We start from the raw sequence: 18,629 nt of genomic DNA, 5'->3' as shown, positions 1-18,629 counted from the left end.
GGTGTTCGTCGCCGCCGCGGCCGTGTGGTTCGGCTTCGCGCTGCTCGGCCCGGCCACGACGGCGGCCGTCCGGCCCGGGCCCCTCGCGCTCACCCACCACATTGGGGCGCTTGGAGCGGGCTAGACCGGGATGACCGTCGGGACGATCATCGGGCGGCGGCGGTAGGTGTCGGCCACCCAGCGGCCGACCACCCGGCGAACCGCCTGCGCGATCCGGTGCGTGTCGGTGATGCCTTCGGCTTCCGTGCGGGCCAGCTCCATCTCCACCAGCGGCACGACGGCGTCGAGCGCCTTCGGGTCGTCGGAGAAGCCGCGGCCCGCGACCGTCGGGCTGCTGACCGCGCGGCCGGTGTTCGAGTCCACCGCGACGTTGATCGCGATGAACCCGCCCTCGCCGAGGACCAGCCGGTCCGACAGCGTCGACTCGCCGACGTCGCCGACCGAGAGGCCGTCGACGTACACGTGCCCCACCTCGACGCGGCCGGTGCGGGACGCCTTGCCGTCGACCAGGTCGACGACCACGCCGTCCTCGGCGATCACCACGTTCTCCGGGGCCACGCCGGTGCGGATCGCCAGCTCGCCGTTCGCGCGCAGGTGCTTCCACTCGCCGTGGACCGGCATCACGTTGCTCGGGCGCACCGCGTTGTACAGGTACAGCAGCTCCCCCGCCGAGGCGTGACCGGACACGTGCACCTTCGCGTTGCCCTGGTGCACGACGTTCGCGCCGAGCCGGGTCAGGCCGTTGACCACGCCGAACACCGCGGTCTCGTTGCCCGGGATCATCGAGCTGGCCAGCACGACGGTGTCGCCCGCGCGGATCGAGATCTGCCGGTGCTCGCCGCGTGCCATCCGCGACAGCGCCGAGAGCGGCTCGCCCTGCGAACCCGTCGAGACGAACAGCACCTTGCTCTCCGGCAGGGTGCTCGCCTGGTCGAGGTCGACGAGCAGGCCGTCCGGCACGTTCAGCAGGCCCAGCTCGGCCGCGATCCCCATGTTCCGGACCATCGACCGGCCGACGAAGGCGATCCGGCGGCCGTGCCGGTGCGCGGCGTCCAGCACCTGCTGGACGCGGTGCACGTGGCTGGCGAAGCACGCCACGATCACGCGCTGGTCGACGCGCCGGATGACGTCGTCGAGGACCGGGCCGATGTCGCGCTCGGGCATGACGAACCCGGGCACCTCGGCGTTGGTCGAGTCGACGCAGAACAGGTCGACGCCCTCGTCGCCGAGCCGGGAGAAGCCGGCCAGGTCGGTGAGGCGCCCGTCCAGCGGGAGCTGGTCGAGCTTGATGTCGCCGGTGTGCAGGACCACGCCCGCCGGGGTGCGGATGGCCACGGCCAACGCGTCCGGGATGGAGTGGTTGACCGCGAAGAACTCCAGGTTGAACGCGCCGACGTCGCGGCGCTCGCCCTCGCGGACCTGGATGAGGTTCGGCCGCTGCCGGTGCTCCTTGGCCTTCGCCGCGAGCAGGGCGTTGGTGAACTTCGAGCCGTAGATCGGCAGGTCCGGCCGCAGGCGCAGGAGGAACGGGACGGCACCGATGTGGTCCTCGTGCCCGTGGGTGAGCACCAGTCCGTCGATGTCGTCGAGGCGGTCCTCGATCGCGCGGAAGTCGGGCAGGATCAGGTCGACGCCGGGCTGGTCGTCCTCGGGGAAGAGCACCCCGCAGTCGACGATGAGCAGCCGCCCGCCGAATTCGAAGACGGTCATGTTGCGCCCGACCTCGCCGATGCCGCCCAGCGCGACGACGCGCAGGGCCCCTTCGGGAAGCTTGGGCGGGGCGTTGGTGGGGCCTGGACCTGGGGGAAGTGAGCTCACCGAGGCAGGGTCCCAACGCTGGTGTGCGAGGTCGGCGCCACGTAGGCGGCCCGCGAGTCTGCTTGTGCCACCCGCTCACCATGCCAGTCCTGGGCCGCCGTGTCGCCCAACGGCACGCCGCCCTGGCCGAGATCGGCGGCGATCAGGGTGGTCTGCTCGGCGGTCGGGGCGACGATCGGCAGGCGCGGGTCGCCGACGTCGAAGCCGCGCAGCCGCAGCGCCGCCTTGCTGAACGCGACCCCGCCGACCCGCGACATCGCGCGCAGCACCGGCAGCATGCCGCGGTGGTTGGTGCGCGCGGTGGACGTGTCGCCGTTCTCGTAGGCGTCGATCATGGCGCGGATCCGGCCCGCGACGACGTGACCGATCACACTCACCACGCCGGTGCCGCCGACCGAGATCCACGGCAGGTTCAGGCCGTCGTCGCCGGAGTAGTAGGCGAGGTGGGTGTTGGCGATGACCTCGGAGCCGGCGATCAGGTCGCCCTTGGCGTCCTTGACCGCGACGATCCGCGGGTGCTCGGCCAGCCGCAGCAGCGTGTCGACCTCGATCGGCACCACCGAGCGCGGCGGGATGTCGTAGAGCATCACCGGCAGCCCGGTGCTGTCCGCGACCGTCGTGAAGTGCGCGTGCAGGCCGGCCTGGCTCGGCCGCGAGTAGTACGGGGTGACGACCAGGAGGCCGTGCGCGCCGGCCGCTTCGGCCTGCTTCGCCTGCTCGATGCTGTGCGCCGTGTTGTTGGTGCCCGCGCCGGCCACGACGGTCGCGCGGTCGCCGACGGCCTCGACCACGGCGCGGATCAGCTCCTGCTTCTCCGCGTCGCTCGTGGTCGGGCTCTCGCCGGTGGTGCCGTTGACCACGAGGCCGTCGTTCCCCAGCTCCACGAGGTGCTCGGCCAGCTCCTGCGCCCGCTTCAGGTCCAGCGCGCCGTCGGCGTCGAAGGGGGTGACCATCGCGGTCAACACGCGCCCGAACGGCCGTCCGGGCGCTGCGGTAGGTGGGTTGGACATGCTGAGACGGTACCCCGTCGCTCCCGCGAAAACCGCGCCGACCTGGTCACGTCCGGCGAAGTGCGGAGGATTTCCGTGACCCGGCCGCTCGTCGCGGAACTTCTACTTGACCTTGGTCACGATCGGCGCGGAGATCGGGCCGCCGTCGGCCTTGGCCAGCACGCAGTAGAACTCGCGCGTCGGGTATTCGCCGCTTTCGGCCGGGACGCTCTGCCACTGCGCCTGGGTCGGCACGAGCGCCCGGTACTTGAGCCCGTCGCGCTTGGCCTCGGGGACGATCGACGAGCGGAACGAGGCCGCGCAGCGGGCTTCGGCGGCCGCGGTGACGGCGCCCAGGCCCGGGTAGGCGGCGATGGTCGCGTCGCTGTCGGACCAGTTCGTGGTGCCGATGACGTCGCCGGCGTCGTAGATCTCGAGGGTGTGGCTGTCCTTGCAGTCGCCGTCGTTTTCCTCGCTGATGACGCCGCCGTCCTGGACCGGCGCGTTGTAGCAGGGGTAGCTGGAGCTGGCGTCCACGCGCATCTGCCCGCCGAGGCCGAACGTCATGGTCGGCAGCTTCTGCTCGTCGACGGCCGGGGCCTCGAAGGCCCGGCCCGCGAAGAAGCCGCCTACCAGGGCGGCCACCACCAGCACCGCGGCGAGCGAGAGCCACACCGCGCGCAGGTTCTTCTTCGGCGGCTGGGGCGCGACCCGGGTCACGGGCTGGACCATCGCGGTGCCGCCCGGTGGGGTCGGCCGCATGCCCTGCGCCGTGGTCAGCAGGTTCTGGGCCTGCGCCGCGGTGAGGCGCGCGTCGGGGTTGGCGACGAGCAGGCCGAGGATGGCCGCGGCAAGCGGGCCCTGGCCGCGGGTCAGGTACGGGATCTCGGTCATGATCGCGTGCAGCGTCGCCGCCGTCGTCGCACGCTCGAACGGAATCGTGCCTTCGACGGCGAAGAACAGCGTCGCGCCCAGGGACCACAAGTCGGACGCGGGCAGCGCTTCGCGGCCTTCGACGCGTTCGGGCGCCATGAACGCGGGCGAGCCGACGATCATGCCGCTGGTGGTCAGGCGCGGGTCGTCGACGGCGTGGGCGATGCCGAAGTCGGTGAGCTTCACGCGGCCGTCCGGCGCGACGAGGATGTTCGCCGGCTTGACGTCGCGGTGCACGATCCCGGCGGCGTGCGCGGCCTGCAGCGCGGCCAGCACCCGCTCCCCCATGAGCGCGGCCTGCGCGGCCGGCATCGGGCCGCGCTGGCGCACGAGGTCGGCGAGCGACGGCGCTTCGACGAGCTCCATGACGATGAACGTGGTGCCGCCGTCGGTGACGACGTCGTAGACCGTGACGACGGCGGGGTCGTTGAGCCGCCCGCCGGTGCGCACCTCGCGCAGGGCGCGTTCGGAGAACACGGCGGCGGATTCCGCGTCGGGCAGCCGCAGTTCCTTGACGGCGACCTGGCGGCCGATGACCTGGTCCTGCGCCCGCCAGACGACGCCCATGCCGCCCCGGCCGAGTTCGCCGAGAAGCGCGTAGCGGCCCGCGACCACCCGCTGACCAGGCGTGACGGGCGCCTGCGGTGGATACGGCCGGGTCTGTTCGTCGGTCACGGTGCTCCTTTTGGCGGCGGTCGCGCAGATGCTAGTCGGACCGCTTCGGAGCGTTCGGGGTTCCGCGGAATTCGCGCGTCTCACCCCGGTACGGGATCCACCGGTAGCCCGGCGCGAAGTCGCTGAACTCGGCGCGTTCCCCGGTGGCGGCCCAGATGTCCTCGCTGACGACCAGTCCCGGGAACACCGTCAGGTCCTGCTCGGCCATCAGCTCGGCGTAGGTGCGGAATTCGTCGGTCTCCACGCCGGCGAGGGCGTAGCGGTAGACCGGCGGGGCGGTCCGCAGCAGCCAGTACAGCCGTCGCCCGGCCTCGGTCATCGCCGCCGGGTCGGCCGGCACCGCTTCGGGCGCCACGCCGCACCACCAGCCGGCGCCGTCGGTGTGGACGCGCGTCGGCCACCCGCCGAAGTGCTGCGCGAGGTCCCGGGCGTGGTTCTCGCGTTCTCCGCATTCGGCGTTCAAGCCGTAGCGCCAGGGCATGGTCAGCCGGTGAAGGTCAGGTAGATCAGGACCAGGTTCAACGCGATGATAACGCCCGCGACGACCGACGCGGCGACCGTCGTGAGCCGCCGGTTGACGTCCGCGCCCATCAGCGTCCGGTCCGCCGTCAGCCGGATCAGCGGCACCAGCGCGAACGGGATCCCGAACGACAGCACGACCTGCGAGACCACCAGGGCCGCGCTCGGGTCGGCGCCGAGGGCGAGCACCACGATCGCCGGGGTGAGGGTGACGAGCCGGCGCAGGACGAGCGGGATCCGCTTGTGCAGCAGGCCCTGCATGATCATGGCGCCGGCGTACGCGCCGACCGACGTCGACGCGAGCCCCGAGGCCAGCAGGCCGATCGCGAACATCAGCGCGACGGCCGGACCGAGCGCCTGCGCGACGGCGCCGTGCGCGCCCTCGATGCTGTCGACGCCGTCCTGGCCCTGCAGGTTGGTCGCGGCGAGCAGCAGCATGCCGAGGTTGACCGCGCCGGCCAGCAGCATCGCCAGGCCGACGTCGGCGCGGGTGGCGCGCAGGAGCCGGCGTTTCCGCGCCCCCTCCGGGCGGCCGTGGCGGTCGCGGACCAGGCCGGAGTGCAGGTAGACGGCGTGCGGCATGACGGTCGCGCCGAGCATCGCGGCGGCGATGAGGATGCTGCCCGCGCCGTCGAACTTCGGCACCAGCCCGCCGAGCGTGTCCGCCGCGGACGGCGGCTCGACGAACAGGCTCGCGAGGAAGCCGACCGCGATCACCGCCAGCAGGCCGGTGACGACGCGCTCGAACGTCCGCTGGCCGCCGCGGTCCTGGACCGCCAGCAGCGTCAGCGAGACCGCGCCGGTGATCAGGCCGCCGACCACCAGGGGCAGGTCGAACAGGAGGTAGAGCGCGATGGCGCCGCCGACGACCTCGGCGAGGTCGGTGGCGATGGCGACGACCTCCGCCTGCAGCCAGTACGCCAGCCGCGCGGGCCCCGACAGCCGGGCGCGCAGGGCCTCCGGCAGCGACATCCCGCTGACCAGGCCCAGCTTCGCCGACAGGTACTGCACGAGCACGGCCATCAGGTTCGCCGCGACGATCACCCAGACCAGCAGGTAGCCGTAGCGGGCGCCGGCGCTGACGTTGGAGGCGACGTTCCCGGGGTCGACGTAGGCGATCGCGGCGACGAACGCCGGGCCGAGCAGGGCCGACCCGGTGCGCAGCCGCGCCGCGAGTCTCGGCCGGACAGCCTCGGTGACCGCCATGTCGCCTGCCTCTCAACCGGGTGTCGGGAATCCCAAACCGAAGTTTAGGCATGCCGAACTTTCGATTTCAAGGGTGACGGCTCCCACCCTCGGACCGGGAGTACCCGTGAATCGCCCGCGGAAAAGCGTCAGGGGTGCGCGACTTCGTGACCGGATTCGCGCAGCGCCTTCACGGCGTGGTCGAGGTCGGTGCCGCGGACCAGGATGTGGTCGGTGTCGAAGGTGGACATGGAGAACAGCGCGACCCCGGCCGCGGCCAGCTCCGACGCGAGCGCGGCGATGATGCCGGTGAGCGTGAACTCCAGCGGCCCGCGGACCGAGAGCAGCCGCCAGCCGTCCTCCGCCGTGCCGCCCGCCGGTTCCCGCCCGGCCGGGCAGATGACGGACAGTTCCTCGGGGGTCCGCGTCACCGAGACGAACGCGGGTTCGCCGGGCGCGAGGAGCTCGGCGGGCACCGGGGCGTCCGCGGGCAGCCGGACGACGGCGTACTCGCCGGGCCGGACGTCGATCGCCAGTCGTTTCATCAGCCTTCGAACACCTTCGGGCTCGTCGCGATCTCGGTGCCGTCCGGCAGCGTCGAGATGGTGAAGTCGGCGAACACGTTCGCCGCGGCCTTCTGCAGGTGCCGGAGGCACTCCACGGCCAGTTGCCGGATTTCGACGTCGGCGTGCTCGGTCGCGCGCATCGCGATGAAGTGGCGCCAGGCCCGGTAGTTCCCGGTGACGACGATGCGGGTCTCGGTCGCGTTCGGCAGCACCGCGCGGGCGGCCTGGCGGGCCTGCTTCCGGCGCAGGGTCGCGCTCGGGACGTCGGCGAACTTCTCCTCGAGGCCGGCCAGGAGCTCGGTGTAGGCGTCGACGCTCGCCTGGGCCGCGGCGACGAACTTCTCGTGCAGCACGGGGTCGTTCGCGATGACGTCGGGCTCGACGAAGGCGGCGTCGCGCTCCGGGGCGTACCGGCGCGAGAGCTGCGAGTAGGAGAAGTGGCGGTGCCGGATCAGCTCGTGGGTCAGCGAGCGGGAGATCCCGGTGATGTAGAAGGTCACCGAGCCGTGCTCCAGTACCGCGAGGTGCCCGACGTCGATGATGTGCTCGAGGTAGCCGGCGTTGGTCGCGGTGACCGGGTTCGGCTTGTCCCACGCCTGGTAGCAGGCGCGGCCGGCGAACTCGGCGAGCGCTTCGCCGCCTTCGGCGTCGGTCGACCAGGGCACGTCCTCCGGCGGCAAGAACTCCGTCTTCGCGATCAGCTGCACCCGGGGTGACACGGCCACGTTCGCACTCCTTCCGCGGGCTCCTCCGTGAGCCTAACCGCTCGCTTGACTGACACCACGAGTGACGTCATAGTGGTGTCATGGACCTGACGCCGTACATCGCCAACCTTCGCGAGGACCTCGCGAACACGGCTGCCGCCGGGGACGAGCACACCCGGCGGGCGGCCGCGCTGCTGTCTTCCGCGCTCGAACCCGCCGTCCGCCTGACGCTCATGAACGCCCTCGCCGACCTCGCCGCCGAGGTCACGGCCGCTTTGCCCGGCCAGGTGGTCGACGTGCGGCTGGACGGCCGGGACGTCCGCGTGGTCGTCACCGGCTCCGCCGAGGAGCCGACGTCACGCGCGACACCACGTGACACCACGCCGCCACCACCGCCGATCGACGGCGGCGACATCTCCCGCATCACGCTGCGCCTGGTCGAGCAGATCAAGGGCCAGGCCGAGCGCGCGGCGGCGGCGCAGGGCGTCTCGCTGAACACGTTCGTCTCCCAGGCGGTGCAGGGCGCGCTGGGGCACGGCTCGCTCGGCGCGGGCCCGAAGCACCACGGCAAGGGCGACCGGCCCGGGTCGCACCTGCACGGCTGGGTCGAAGGCTGAGGGGATCCGAGATGAGTGACGAAGAGACCGTTCCGAACGACGAACTGGTCCGCATCGACGAGTTCGAGACCGAGGGCCCCCTGGACCTGGACGTCGGGGTGACGATCGGCCGCGTGGAGATCGTCCTGGAGGGCGACTCCGGCGCCCGCGTCGAGCTGCGGCACGACCAGGGCGAGCAGCAGCCGTGGGTGGCGGGGGTCAACAGCCTGCTGTCCTGGGTGGGCGAGCGGTTCGGCGACCAGCTGGGCGTGGACCCGTCGGGGGCCAACCCGGCCGAGGCGGTGCGGCAGAGCCGGATCGAGAAGCTGGGCAACCGCCTGGTCGTCCAGGCGCCGAAGGCGTGGCAGCTGCGGAACGTGGCGCTGTCGGTGGTCGTCCGCGCTCCGGCGGGTTCCCACGTGGACGTCCGGGCGGGCGCGGCGGACGTGACGGTGACCGGCTCGGCCGGCCGCGTCGACCTGCTGACGGGCTCCGGCGAGGTCAAGCTCGACCGCGCCGACGGCTCGGCGACGATCCGCACGGGCAGCGGCGCGATCAAGCTCGGCCCGACGCTGGGCGGGTTGCAGCTGCGCAGCGGCAGCGGCCACGTCGAGGCGTCGTCGATCGCGGGCTCGGCCACGCTGGCGACGGGAACGGGCGACGTGTGGCTGGGCGCGGTATCGGGCGAGGTGATGGCCCGCACGGGCAGCGGCGACCTGTCGGTGGCCGACGCGGCTTCGGGCTCGCTGGACCTGATCACGGGCTCGGGCGAGGTCCGGGTGGGCATCCGCGGCGGGACCGCCGCCGAGGTCGAGCTGACGTCGAGCGGCGGCCGGGTGTCCAGCGAGCTGGACGTGGCGGACAGCGCGCCCGAGGGCGGGGTCCAGTTGAAGGTGCGCGCCCGGACGGGCTCCGGCAACGCCGTGGTGACGCGCGCGGCCGGCTGAGGGAAGCGGGCCGTGCCCGGCGGGGGCCGGGCGCGATCCGCACGACCGGACGGGCTTCCCGCGGCCGTCCGGTCGAAGGGGGTGGCGGGCCGTTCCCGACGGGGATCTCCGGGAACGGCCCGCTTCTTCGCGTTCAACTGGCCTCGCCCGGTCCGCTGCCGCGCGGGGTGACCTTCTGCGGGGCTCGGCCTCAGCGCACCAGTTTTGCCAACAGGCGGGCCAGATCGCCGCGGGTGCCGACTGCCACGCCGGACAAGCCCAGCCACTCCGCCATGTGCTTCAGCTCCGCCGCCAGCTCCGGCAGCACCCGGGCCACGTCGGCGTCCTCCTCCGCGAACGCTCCCTGGACCCGCAATACCCCCGCCGCCCGGTCGGACTTCAGGTCGACCCGGGCCACCAGCGAGCCGTCCAGGAGGAACGGGAACACGTAGTACCCGTACACCCTCTTCGGCTCCGGGACGTAGATCTCGATGCGGTAGTGGAACCCGAACAGCCTCTCCGTGCGGGCCCTCTCCCAGATCAGCGGGTCGAACGGGCACAGCAGCGCCCTCCCCGGCACCGCGCGGGGCGTGCGCGCCTCGACGTGGCGGTAGGCCACCGGTTTCCAGCCGCGGACCGCCACCGGCTCCAGGACTCCCGACTCCACCAGCTCCGCCACCGCCTGGCGGGCCGGCGCCGGGCCCAGGCGGTAGTAGTCGCGCAGGTCCGTCTCCGTCGCGACGCCCAGTGCCCGCGCCGAACGCTCGATCAAGCCCCGGGCGCCCTCCTCGGCGGACACCGTGCGGGACAGGATCTCGGCCGGGACCACCCGCTCGGTCAGGTCGTAGAGCCGTTCGAACGAACGACGTGTGCCCGTGGTCAGCTGGCCGATGCCGAACAGGTACTCGCAGACGCGCTTGACCTCCGACCGCTCCCACCACGAGCCCGGGCCGCGGCGCTGGGCGTCCGCCTCCACCTCGCGCTCGATGCCGCCCGCGCCGATCGGGCCCAGTTCCTTCACCACCGACAGGATCTCGTCGACCAGGCCCGGCGACTTCTCGATCAGCGGGCCGTAGTGCTTCCACCAGCCGTCGCGCTTCGCGCCCGAACGGATCAGCGGCCAGTCCTCGATCGGGAGCAGGCTCGCCTCGTGCGCCCACGTCTCCACCAGCAGGCGCGGTTGGCGCGCCGAGTGGGACCACGCCGCGCCGTCCAGGACCGCCGGGTCGTACGCGCCCAGGCGGGAGAACACCGGCATGTAGTGCGCCCGGACTGCGACGTTCACCGAGTCCAGCTGCAGCAGCTGGACCCGCGACAGCACCCGTTTCAGGTGCCGCCGGGACACCGGGCCGGACGGGCGGGGGTCGGCGAAGCCCTGTGCGGCCAGGAAGGTCTTCCGGGCCGCCGAGACGCTGATCGTTTGCATGGTGCCGTCATGGTGCCACCCACCACCGACAAAAACGCGCACCAGTAGATTCACACCCCATGAGCGACGCCGCCGTCCGCCCCGCCGACCTGTCCGACGCCGCGGAGATCGCCCGCATCCAGCGCGACACCTGGCACGCCGCCTACGAGGACCTGCTCGGCAAGAACGCCCTGGCCGAGCTGGACGCCGCCGACCTCGCCGGCACCTGGAGCGAGACCATCGAGTACCCCGGCAGCCAGGTCTACGTCGCCACGGAGGGTGACTTCACCGTCGGGTTCTGCGTCGTCGGCCGGGCGCCCGACGGCGAGGTCGCCGCCGCCGACGGCAGCCTGCCCGAGGACGCCGAGACCACCGGCCTGATCGCCACCCTGCTCGTCGAGCCGCGGTGGGGCCGGCGCGGCCACGCCGGACGGCTACTCGCGACGGCCGCCGCGGGCCTCCGGGCCGACGGCGCCACCCGCGGCATCGCCTGGGTCGCCCAGGGCGACCACGCCTCCCTCGGCTTCTACCGGCGCGCCGGCTGGAACCCCGACGGCACGGTCCGCACCCTCGACACCGGCGACCGCATGGTCCGCGAGGTCCGGCTCACCGGCACCCTCGACCTCGCGCTCGCCTGAGTCCCGGAAGATCACCCACCGCATCACGGCGTACATGAACACGCCCTCGCACGCGCCCGCGAGCAGCCGTGACACGTGGTATTCAACGCCCAAGGCCGTCAGTCCCGCGCCCACACCCAGCAAAAACGCCGCGTAATTGACAGCAATCGCCCCTATGTAAAGCACGAGCTGCATTCCGACGGCGGCGTGGGAATGGAAGTTGAACGTCCGGTTCAGCACGAAGCTCAGCCCGAACGCGCAGCAGTACGCCAGCGTGATCGAAAGCCACACCGGCCGGCCGAGCACGCCGTGGAAGACCGTCAGCAACCCGAGGTCGACGCCGAACGTCAGACCGTTGATGACGCAGAAGCCCAGAAACGTCGGCGCCACGATCCGCGACAGACCCAGCGGCAGGACGCGCACGATCGCCTGGCAGAGGGCGCCGAATCGGTCGGCGGGCGTTCGGGGTTGCTCGGCGGCCACCCCGTCAGCGTTCCAGCGGGAGGTGGCCGGAAGACGTCGCGCAGGTGATCTTCTGGTGCGGACCACCCGCCGAAGAGGGGGGTTAACCCCAGTGCGCGGAGATTTCAGACTGATAACTTGGAGTACGCGAACGAAATCGAGGAGGTGACACGATGAGCTGGATCCTGCTGACGCTGGGGGTCGCGTTCGGTTCGGCCATCGTGCCGCTGATCAACGCCGAGGTGTTCCTGCTCGGGCTGTGCGCGAGCCAGCCGGGGCTGCACTGGCTGTGGCTCGGGGCGGCGGTGGCCGTCGGGCAGATCGCCGGCAAGTCGCTGTACTTCCTGGCGGCGCGCGGAACGATCAAGCTGCCCAAGGCCCTGCACGACCGCCTGCACCGCGAACGGCCGATGACCGAGCGACGCGTCCGCTGGCAGCTGCGCACCAAGCGGATGCGCGGCTGGATCGACGCGCTGCGCGAACGCTGCCACCGGCACCCGCACTGGATGGCGGGCACCTACGGGGTGAGTTCCCTGGTGGGCCTGCCGCCGTTCATGGCGACGAGCGTGCTGGCCGGCGTGGTCCGCATGCGCCTGGCGACGTTCTTGACGACCGGGCTGGCCGGAAGGTGGATCCGCTTCAGTTTGATAGCCGCTTCACCCGCGGTGTTCGCCGGGTGGCTGCACCACTGAGGTCAGGGCGGTCCAGGCGGCGCGGGACACGGTGAGCTGGCCCAGGTGACGGGCTTTCGTGTCCCGAATCCCGACGGTCTCGCCGAGAAGAACTTCGACGCACTCTTCCGTTGCGGTGTAGCTCGACGTGCGCCACGTGTACACGCTTCCCCCTAACGCGCTGCCTCCCGAAGCAGAGCTTGCGAGGCTTCTTCGGTCAATGCCTTGTCCAGCAACAGCTTTACCAGCTTCCGATAGCTGGCGATAGCGTCCAACTCGTTGACAAAGGCGCTGGCGTGGTAGTGCTCCATGTACACGATCGCGGGGTCAGCAGGGAACTCGTAGAGGGCGAACATGCCGATCTTGCCCGGGTGGTAGCCCACGTCGGCAGGCACGATGCGCACGGAGATGTGCGGCGCCGCGGACAAGACGAGCAAGTGATCGATTTGGTCGGACATGAGGTTCTCATCGCCGACCATTTCGCGGATCGCAAGCTCGGAGATGATCGCCCTGAGGCGGACCGGCTGCCGGGTGGAGAGAATTCGCTGGCGATCCAAGCGCGCCATCAGCCGCGCGTCGGCCTCGTCCACTCTGATGCCGGATGCGGTAAGCAGCGCGCGGGCGTAGTCGGGGGTCTGCAGCAAGCCCGGGACGATCAGCGGGGACCAGTTGGTGATCTGGCTGGCCGTCCGCTCGCATTGCATGACCGCCGTGAGGGCCGCGGGGAGATCCGACGGGTTGGAGTCCAGCCAGTTGGGTTCCTTGGCATGCGTTGCGAGGAAAAGGATCCGCTCGGTCGTCGTGCGATCGACGCGGAGGTAGCCGAGGATGCGGGCCACCTCCTCCACCGGCGGCACCCGCATCCCCAGCTCCCACTGGGACAACAACCGCGGGTCGATCTCCAGCGCTCGCGCCAGCTCACGTAACCCGAATTTCCTTGCTTCGCGCACTTCGCGCAGCGAAGCGGACAACGCACGCAACCCCGGTGACGATGAAGTCGGTTTCATGCCGGGGATAGTACGAACACCGCGCATTTCCCGAATGAACGACAACTGTCAGCGAAATGCCACACCGCGAATTCAGCGGTCGGCGGCCTCCAGCTCGACGGCCTTCTTCATCGTCTCGCGGGCCCGTCGGCGGTCGCCCGCGATGTCGTACGCGTACGCCAGCTTGTACCAGGCCCGCCAGTTCTCCTGGTCCGCCTCGACCTCCGCGCGGCGCTCGGCGAACCACGCGTCGGCCGCGTCACGATCCACGCGGCCCGACGGCCGGCGCGGGAGGTCCGAGACGTCCGGGAGCGCGCCCTCGGCGTCCAAGCGACGGGACAGACGCTGGATCTGCACCCCGTTGCGCCAGGTCATCACCACGACCCAGATGCCCAGGACCGGCAACAGCAACACCCCGGCACCCAGCGCGATGCCGACACCGGTACCCGTCTTGAACAGGGCGAACGCCCGGTCCGCCAGCAGGAACAGGTAGACGACCAGCGCCGCCGTCAGCAGCAGCGCCACATTGCGGGCCCTCACAGGTCGAGCACGTTCTCCAGGCCGACCGTCAGGCCGGGGCGCTTCAGCACCTCGCGCACGCCGAGCAGCACGCCCGGCATGAACGACGTGCGGTCGAGGGAGTCGTGGCGGATCGTCAGGGTCTCCCCCTCGCCGCCGAACAGGATCTCCTCGTGCGCCACCAGGCCCGGCAACCGGACCGAGTGGACGTGGACTTCCTCGACCGAGGCGCCGCGGGCGCCGTCCAGCTCGGACGTCGTCGCGTCCGGACCCGGCGTCACGCCCGCCTCCGCGCGCGCCGCCGCGATCATCCGGGCGGTGTGCGCGGCCGTGCCCGAAGGCGCGTCGGCCTTGCGGTTGTGGTGCAGCTCGATGATCTCCGCCGACGCGTAGAACTTCGCCGCCTGGGCCGCGAACCGCATCGCGAGAACCGCGCCCAGAGCGAAGTTCGGCGCGATCAGCACGCCCAGCGACGGCTTCGGCTCCAGCAGCGCGCGCAGCGAGGCCAGCCGGTCCTCGCTGAAGCCCGTCGTGCCGACGACCGCGTGGATGTCGTGCTCGACCAGGTACTCGAGGTTGCCCATGACGGCGTCGGGGTGGGTGAAGTCGACGACCACCTGGGCGTCGGCCAGGGCCGCGAAGTCGTCGCCCGCGTCCAGGGCGGCCACCAGCTTCAGGTCCGCAGCGCCTTCGACGGCGTTCACCACCGTCGCACCCATCCGGCCGCGCGCACCGAGCACACCGACGTTGATGGTCATGAAGCGATCACCTCGTGCAGGTCGTCAGGAAGGTCGTCGGCGTGAGCGTACGGCCCCACGACCGCCGCCGCCGAGACCCCGCCCGGTCGCGCGAACAAAGTGCGAGCGAGCGCACACACCTCTTCGGTGGTGACGGCGTCGATGCGGGCGATCGTGTCGTCGACGCCCAGGTAGCGGCCGTAGTTGAGCTCGTTCTTGCCGATCCGCGACATCCGCGACGACGTGTCCTCCAGGCCCAGCACGATCCCGCCGCGCAGCTGGCCCTTGGCGCGGGCCACCTCGGCGTCGGTCAGGCCGTCGACGCCGACCTTGTCGAGCACCTCGCGGATGACGCCGGCGACGTCGCCGAGCTTCTCCGGCTGGCAGCCCGCGTACACGGCCATGTGCCCGGTGTCGGCGTAGCTGGCGACCGACGAGTACACCTGGTAGGCCAGCCCGCGCTGCTCCCGGATCTCCTGGAACAGCCGCGACGACATGCCGCCGCCGAGCGCCGCGTTGAGGACCGACAGCGCGAAGCGGCGGTCGTCGTGGCGCGACAGCGAGCGCAGGCCCAGCATGACGTGCGCCTGCTCGGTGTCGTCGGTGTGCAGGGCCAGCTTCGGCAGGGTCCTGATCCGGGCGCGGCCCTCGCGCGGCGCGATGGGGGTGCCGGCGCCGTCCAGCCGACCGCGAAGGGCCTTGCGGACCAGCCGGAGCACCTGGTTGTGGTCGATGTTCCCGGCCACGGACAGGACCATCCGCGGCAGCGTGTAGCGGCGCTTGTAGAAGTTCCGCAGCGCCGCGGGCGACATCCCGATGATCGACTTCTCGGTGCCCAGCACCGGGCGGCCGAGCGGGTGGTCGCCGAGGATCGCCGTCACGAACGTCTCGTGCAGCAGGTCCTCGGGGTCGTCGTCGCGCATCGAGATCTCTTCGAGGACGACGCTGCGTTCCATGTCCATGTCGCGGTCGGTGCAGAGCGCCTCGAACACGACGTCGGTGACCAGGTCGACCGCGAGCGGGAGGTCGGCGTCGAGCACCTGCGCGTAGTAGCAGGTGTGCTCCTTCGCCGTGAAGGCGTTGAACTCGCCGCCGACGGCGTCGATCTCCTCGGCGATCTGCGTGGCGTCGCGGTGCTTCGTGCCCTTGAACAGCAGGTGCTCGAGGTAGTGCGCGGCGCCGGCGACGGCGGCCGGCTCGTCGCGGGAGCCGATGCCGACCCACAGCCCGACCGTGGCCGAGCGGGACGCCGGGACGTGCTCGGTGATCACGCGCAGGCCGCCGGGGAGGACGCTGCGCCTGACGACCGCACCGTCCGGAGTGGACTCGAGCGTGCGGGTGGTGCCGACGGGCTGCTCGTGCCCGGAAACCTGCCGTGCCATGGGTTCCTTACTCACGATGCCGCGAAGGCCTCCTCACCGGACGCGGCGAGGAGGCCTTCGACGGACCTTGCGTCTTACTTGGCGTCGGCCTTCTCGGCGTCGGCCTTCTTCTCGTCACCCTCGGCGGGCTTGGCGGCGTCGTCGTCCTTGACGACGATCAGGCTGATCTTGCCGCGGTTGTCGATGTCGGCGATCTCGACGCGGAGCTTGTCGCCCACGTTGACCACGTCCTCGACCTTGGCGATCCGCTTGCCGTTGCCCAGCTTCGAGATGTGCACCAGGCCGTCCTTGCCCGGCAGCAGCGAGACGAACGCGCCGAACGCGGCCGTCTTCACCACGGTGCCGAGGAAGCGCTCGCCGACCTTGGGCAGCTGCGGGTTGGCGATGGCGTTGATCTTGTCGATCGCCGCCTCCGCCGACGGGCCGTCGGCCGCGCCCACGTAGATCGTGCCGTCGTCCTCGATCGAGATGTCGGCGCCGGTCTCCTCGGTGATCGAGTTGATCATCTTGCCCTTCGGGCCGATGACCTCGCCGATCTTGTCGACCGGGATCTTCACGCTGGTGACGCGCGGGGCGAACGGGCTCATCTCGTCCGGGCCGTCGATCGCCTCGGCGATGACTTCCAGGATGGTGAGCCGGGCATCCTTCGCCTGCTTCAGCGCGGCGGCGAGCACCTCGGAGGGGATGCCGTCGAGCTTCGTGTCCAGCTGCAGCGCGGTGATGATGTCCTTGGTGCCGGCGACCTTGAAGTCCATGTCGCCGAGGGCGTCCTCGGCACCGAGGATGTCGGTCAGCGCCACATAACGCGTCTCCCCATCCACCTCGTCGGAGACCAGGCCCATCGCGATGCCCGCGACCGGCGCCTTCAGCGGCACACCGGCGTTGTACAGGCCCATCGTGGACGCGCAGACCGAGCCCATCGACGTCGAGCCGTTGGAGCCCAGCGCCTCGGAGACCTGGCGGATCGCGTACGGGAACTCGTCGCGCTTCGGCAGCACCGGAACCAGGGCGCGCTCGGCGAGCATGCCGTGGCCGATCTCGCGCCGCTTCGGCGAACCGACGCGGCCGGTCTCCCCGGTGGAGAAGGGCGGGAAGTTGTAGTGGTGCAGGTAGCGCTTCGTCGTCTCCGGCGAAAGGGAGTCGATCTGCTGCTCCATGCGGAGCATGTTCAGCGTGGTGACGCCCAGGATCTGGGTTTCGCCGCGCTCGAACAGCGCCGAGCCGTGCGCCCGCGGGATCACGGCGACCTCGGCCGAGAGCGACCGGATGTCGGTGAGGCCACGGCCGTCCATGCGGATCTTCTCGGTGAGGACCCGCTGGCGCATGATCTTCTTCGTCAGGGCCTTGAACGCCCCGCCGATCTCCTTGTCGCGGCCCTCGAAGGCCTCGCCCTCGCCCAGGCCGACCTTCTCCAGGACGGCGGCCTTGACCTCGTCGGTCGCGCGGTCGCGGTCCTGCTTGCCGGCGATCTGCAGCGCGCGGGACAGGTCGTCGGTGGCGATGGCCGCGACGGCCTCGTAGACGTCCTGCTCGTAGGCCGGGAACAGCGGGAACTCGCCGGTCGGCTTGGCGGCGACGTCGGCCAGCTTCTGCTGGGCCTCGCACAGGACCTTGATGAACGGCTTGGCGGCCTCGAGACCCTCGGCGACCGAGGCCTCGTCCGGCGCCTTGCCGCCCGCGGCGATCAGGTCGAGCGTGTGCTCGGTGCCCTCGGCCTCGACCATCATGATCGCGACGTCGTCACCGACGATGCGGCCGGCCACGACCATGTTGAAGGTGGCCTTCTCCAGCTGCGTCCAGGTCGGGAAGGCGACCCACTGGTCTTCGATCAGCGCGACGCGCACGCCGCCGACCGGGCCGGAGAACGGCAGGCCGGCGATCTGGGTGGAGGCCGACGCGGCGTTGATCGCCAGCACGTCGTACGGGTCGTCCGGGTTGAGGCTCTGGACGGTGATGACGACCTGGATCTCGTTGCGGAGACCGTCGGTGAACGACGGGCGCAGCGGGCGGTCGATCAGGCGGGCGGTGAGGATCGCGTCGGTCGACGGGCGGCCCTCGCGGCGGAAGAACGCGCCGGGGATGCGGCCCGCGGCGTACATGCGCTCTTCGACGTCCACGGTCAGCGGGAAGAAGTCGAAGTGCTCCTTCGGGTGCTTCGACGCGGTCGTCGCCGAGAGCAGCATGGTCTCTTCGTCGAGGTACGCGACGACGGCGCCGGCGGCCTGCTTGGCCAGGCGGCCCGTCTCGAAGCGGACGGTGCGAGTGCCGAACTTGCCGTTGTCGATGACGGCTTCGGTCTCGTGCACGGTGACTCCGGTGGAGTCGGTCATAGACAGTTCTCCTCTTTGGTTCCTTCTACTGGCGCGAGTCTCCCACCCTGGGACCCGTTTCGCCTGAGGACGCTCGAGGAATGAGGCCGGTCTTCGATCGAAGCCCCCGGGTCGTTACCCGGGAACCACTACCGAGGACCGGCGGACGGACCCTCGTGCGCGCTCGCGCCGTTCGGTGTGGCGAGGGGGAGCGGCCGCGTGGCCACTCCCCCTCGGTAAAGCTATCGGCGCAGGCCGAGGCGCTGGATCAGCGCACGGTAACGCTCGATGTCCACCTTCATCACGTAGTTCAGCAGCCGGCGGCGACGGCCGACCAGCAGCAGGAGCCCGCGACGCGAGTGGTGGTCGTGCTTGTGAGCCTTGAGGTGCTCGGTGAGGCCGACGATCCGCTTGGTCAGCAGCGCGACCTGGGCCTCGGGGGAACCCGTGTCCGAGTCGTGCACGCCGTACTCGGCCAGGATCGACTTCTTCTCTTCGGTGGACAGCGCCACTTGTGTTGCTCCTCGAAATAATCAGTGCCGTGCGGCCCCGGACGTGGATACACGCCGGGAAGACGGTCACGGCCGCCACGGACTGCAGCCGGACCCGCCCGTGAGGTTACCAGCCCGC

Annotated in this window: 19 protein-coding genes and 1 pseudogene; 4 read left to right on the top strand and 16 right to left on the bottom strand. The window is 71.1% G+C overall.

Annotated elements, in window-relative coordinates; translation table 11 throughout:
• Positions 1-120: 120 nt before the first annotated feature.
• From AB0J40_RS35285 to thyX, 7 genes are all read right to left on the bottom strand, one after another.
• Complete coding sequence (locus AB0J40_RS35285) at positions 121-1,818, bottom strand: ribonuclease J (RefSeq protein ID WP_364462076.1); 1,698 nt, start codon at positions 1,816-1,818, stop codon at positions 121-123.
• Positions 1,815-2,828: a 4-hydroxy-tetrahydrodipicolinate synthase gene (gene dapA / locus AB0J40_RS35280; protein ID WP_364462073.1), complete on the bottom strand. Its 1,014-nt coding sequence runs from the start codon at positions 2,826-2,828 to the stop codon at positions 1,815-1,817. The genes AB0J40_RS35285 and dapA overlap by 4 nt, the downstream gene beginning before the upstream one ends.
• A gap of 102 nt (positions 2,829-2,930) precedes the next feature.
• Positions 2,931-4,415, bottom strand: coding sequence for a serine/threonine-protein kinase (locus tag AB0J40_RS35275; protein WP_364462070.1), 1,485 nt, complete (start codon positions 4,413-4,415; stop codon positions 2,931-2,933).
• Between the two features lie 31 nt (positions 4,416-4,446).
• Positions 4,447-4,896: a hypothetical protein gene (locus AB0J40_RS35270; protein WP_364462067.1), complete on the bottom strand. Its 450-nt coding sequence runs from the start codon at positions 4,894-4,896 to the stop codon at positions 4,447-4,449.
• Positions 4,897-4,898: 2 nt separating this feature from the next.
• A complete protein-coding gene (locus AB0J40_RS35265; protein WP_364462064.1) occupies positions 4,899-6,140 on the bottom strand; it encodes an Nramp family divalent metal transporter in 1,242 nt (413 codons plus the stop codon).
• Between the two features lie 128 nt (positions 6,141-6,268).
• Positions 6,269-6,664, bottom strand: a complete 396-nt coding sequence (locus AB0J40_RS35260; protein WP_364462061.1) for an ACT domain-containing protein — start codon at positions 6,662-6,664, stop codon at positions 6,269-6,271.
• Positions 6,664-7,404, bottom strand: coding sequence for an FAD-dependent thymidylate synthase (thyX, locus tag AB0J40_RS35255; RefSeq protein WP_364462097.1), 741 nt, complete (start codon positions 7,402-7,404; stop codon positions 6,664-6,666). Before thyX ends, AB0J40_RS35260 begins: the two co-directional genes overlap by 1 nt.
• Before the next feature lie 86 nt (positions 7,405-7,490).
• On the opposite strand from thyX, the gene AB0J40_RS35250 reads away from it, so the two are divergent.
• A complete protein-coding gene (locus AB0J40_RS35250; protein ID WP_364462058.1) occupies positions 7,491-8,006 on the top strand; it encodes a toxin-antitoxin system HicB family antitoxin in 516 nt (171 codons plus the stop codon).
• An 11-nt stretch (positions 8,007-8,017) separates the two neighbouring features.
• Positions 8,018-8,932, top strand: coding sequence for a DUF4097 family beta strand repeat-containing protein (locus AB0J40_RS35245; protein ID WP_364462056.1), 915 nt, complete (start codon positions 8,018-8,020; stop codon positions 8,930-8,932).
• A gap of 190 nt (positions 8,933-9,122) precedes the next feature.
• On the opposite strand, the gene AB0J40_RS35240 is transcribed toward AB0J40_RS35245, so the two are convergent.
• Complete coding sequence (locus AB0J40_RS35240) at positions 9,123-10,337, bottom strand: crosslink repair DNA glycosylase YcaQ family protein (protein WP_364462053.1); 1,215 nt, start codon at positions 10,335-10,337, stop codon at positions 9,123-9,125.
• 59 nt (positions 10,338-10,396) lie between these two features.
• Between AB0J40_RS35240 and AB0J40_RS35235 the strand changes: the two genes are divergently transcribed.
• Positions 10,397-10,954 (top strand): GNAT family N-acetyltransferase, encoded by a 558-nt coding sequence (locus AB0J40_RS35235; protein ID WP_364462051.1) that lies wholly within the window; start codon positions 10,397-10,399, stop codon positions 10,952-10,954.
• Between the two features lie 66 nt (positions 10,955-11,020).
• Here AB0J40_RS35235 and AB0J40_RS35230 read toward each other — a convergent pair.
• Positions 11,021-11,323: pseudogene (locus AB0J40_RS35230) on the bottom strand (GtrA family protein); the annotation flags it as partial.
• Between the two features lie 245 nt (positions 11,324-11,568).
• Here AB0J40_RS35230 and AB0J40_RS35225 point away from each other — a divergent pair.
• The gene (locus tag AB0J40_RS35225) at positions 11,569-12,087 is read left to right on the top strand and encodes a hypothetical protein (RefSeq protein WP_364462048.1); all 519 of its coding nucleotides are present in this window, start codon (positions 11,569-11,571) and stop codon (positions 12,085-12,087) included.
• Here the strand turns inward: AB0J40_RS35225 and AB0J40_RS35220 are convergent.
• From AB0J40_RS35220 to rpsO, 7 genes are all read right to left on the bottom strand, one after another.
• Positions 12,052-12,231 carry a DUF397 domain-containing protein gene (locus AB0J40_RS35220; RefSeq protein WP_364462045.1) on the bottom strand — a complete coding sequence of 60 codons (180 nt, stop codon included), beginning with the start codon at positions 12,229-12,231 and terminating at the stop codon, positions 12,052-12,054. The genes AB0J40_RS35225 and AB0J40_RS35220 overlap by 36 nt on opposite strands.
• 8 nt (positions 12,232-12,239) lie before the next feature.
• Complete coding sequence (locus AB0J40_RS35215) at positions 12,240-13,073, bottom strand: Scr1 family TA system antitoxin-like transcriptional regulator (RefSeq protein ID WP_364462043.1); 834 nt, start codon at positions 13,071-13,073, stop codon at positions 12,240-12,242.
• Positions 13,074-13,145: 72 nt separating this feature from the next.
• On the bottom strand, positions 13,146-13,592 hold the full coding sequence (locus AB0J40_RS35210) for a tetratricopeptide repeat protein (protein WP_364462040.1): 447 nt from the start codon (positions 13,590-13,592) through the stop codon (positions 13,146-13,148).
• On the bottom strand, positions 13,589-14,329 hold the full coding sequence (gene dapB, locus AB0J40_RS35205) for a 4-hydroxy-tetrahydrodipicolinate reductase (RefSeq protein WP_364462037.1): 741 nt from the start codon (positions 14,327-14,329) through the stop codon (positions 13,589-13,591). The genes AB0J40_RS35210 and dapB overlap by 4 nt, the downstream gene beginning before the upstream one ends.
• A complete protein-coding gene (locus AB0J40_RS35200) occupies positions 14,326-15,690 on the bottom strand; it encodes a pitrilysin family protein (protein WP_364462034.1) in 1,365 nt (454 codons plus the stop codon). Before AB0J40_RS35200 ends, dapB begins: the two co-directional genes overlap by 4 nt.
• Positions 15,691-15,764: 74 nt before the next feature.
• Positions 15,765-18,020 (bottom strand): polyribonucleotide nucleotidyltransferase, encoded by a 2,256-nt coding sequence (locus tag AB0J40_RS35195; RefSeq protein ID WP_364462031.1) that lies wholly within the window; start codon positions 18,018-18,020, stop codon positions 15,765-15,767.
• 221 nt (positions 18,021-18,241) lie between these two features.
• The gene (gene rpsO / locus AB0J40_RS35190) at positions 18,242-18,511 is read right to left on the bottom strand and encodes a 30S ribosomal protein S15 (protein ID WP_003084034.1); all 270 of its coding nucleotides are present in this window, start codon (positions 18,509-18,511) and stop codon (positions 18,242-18,244) included.
• Positions 18,512-18,629 lie beyond the last annotated feature (118 nt).

Origin of the sequence: Amycolatopsis sp. NPDC049691 (assembly GCF_040675005.1) — a bacterium.
Lineage (GTDB): Bacteria > Actinomycetota > Actinomycetes > Mycobacteriales > Pseudonocardiaceae > Amycolatopsis.
Note: the sequence above shows the minus strand (reverse complement) of the source record. Positions and strands in the feature narration are given on the sequence as shown.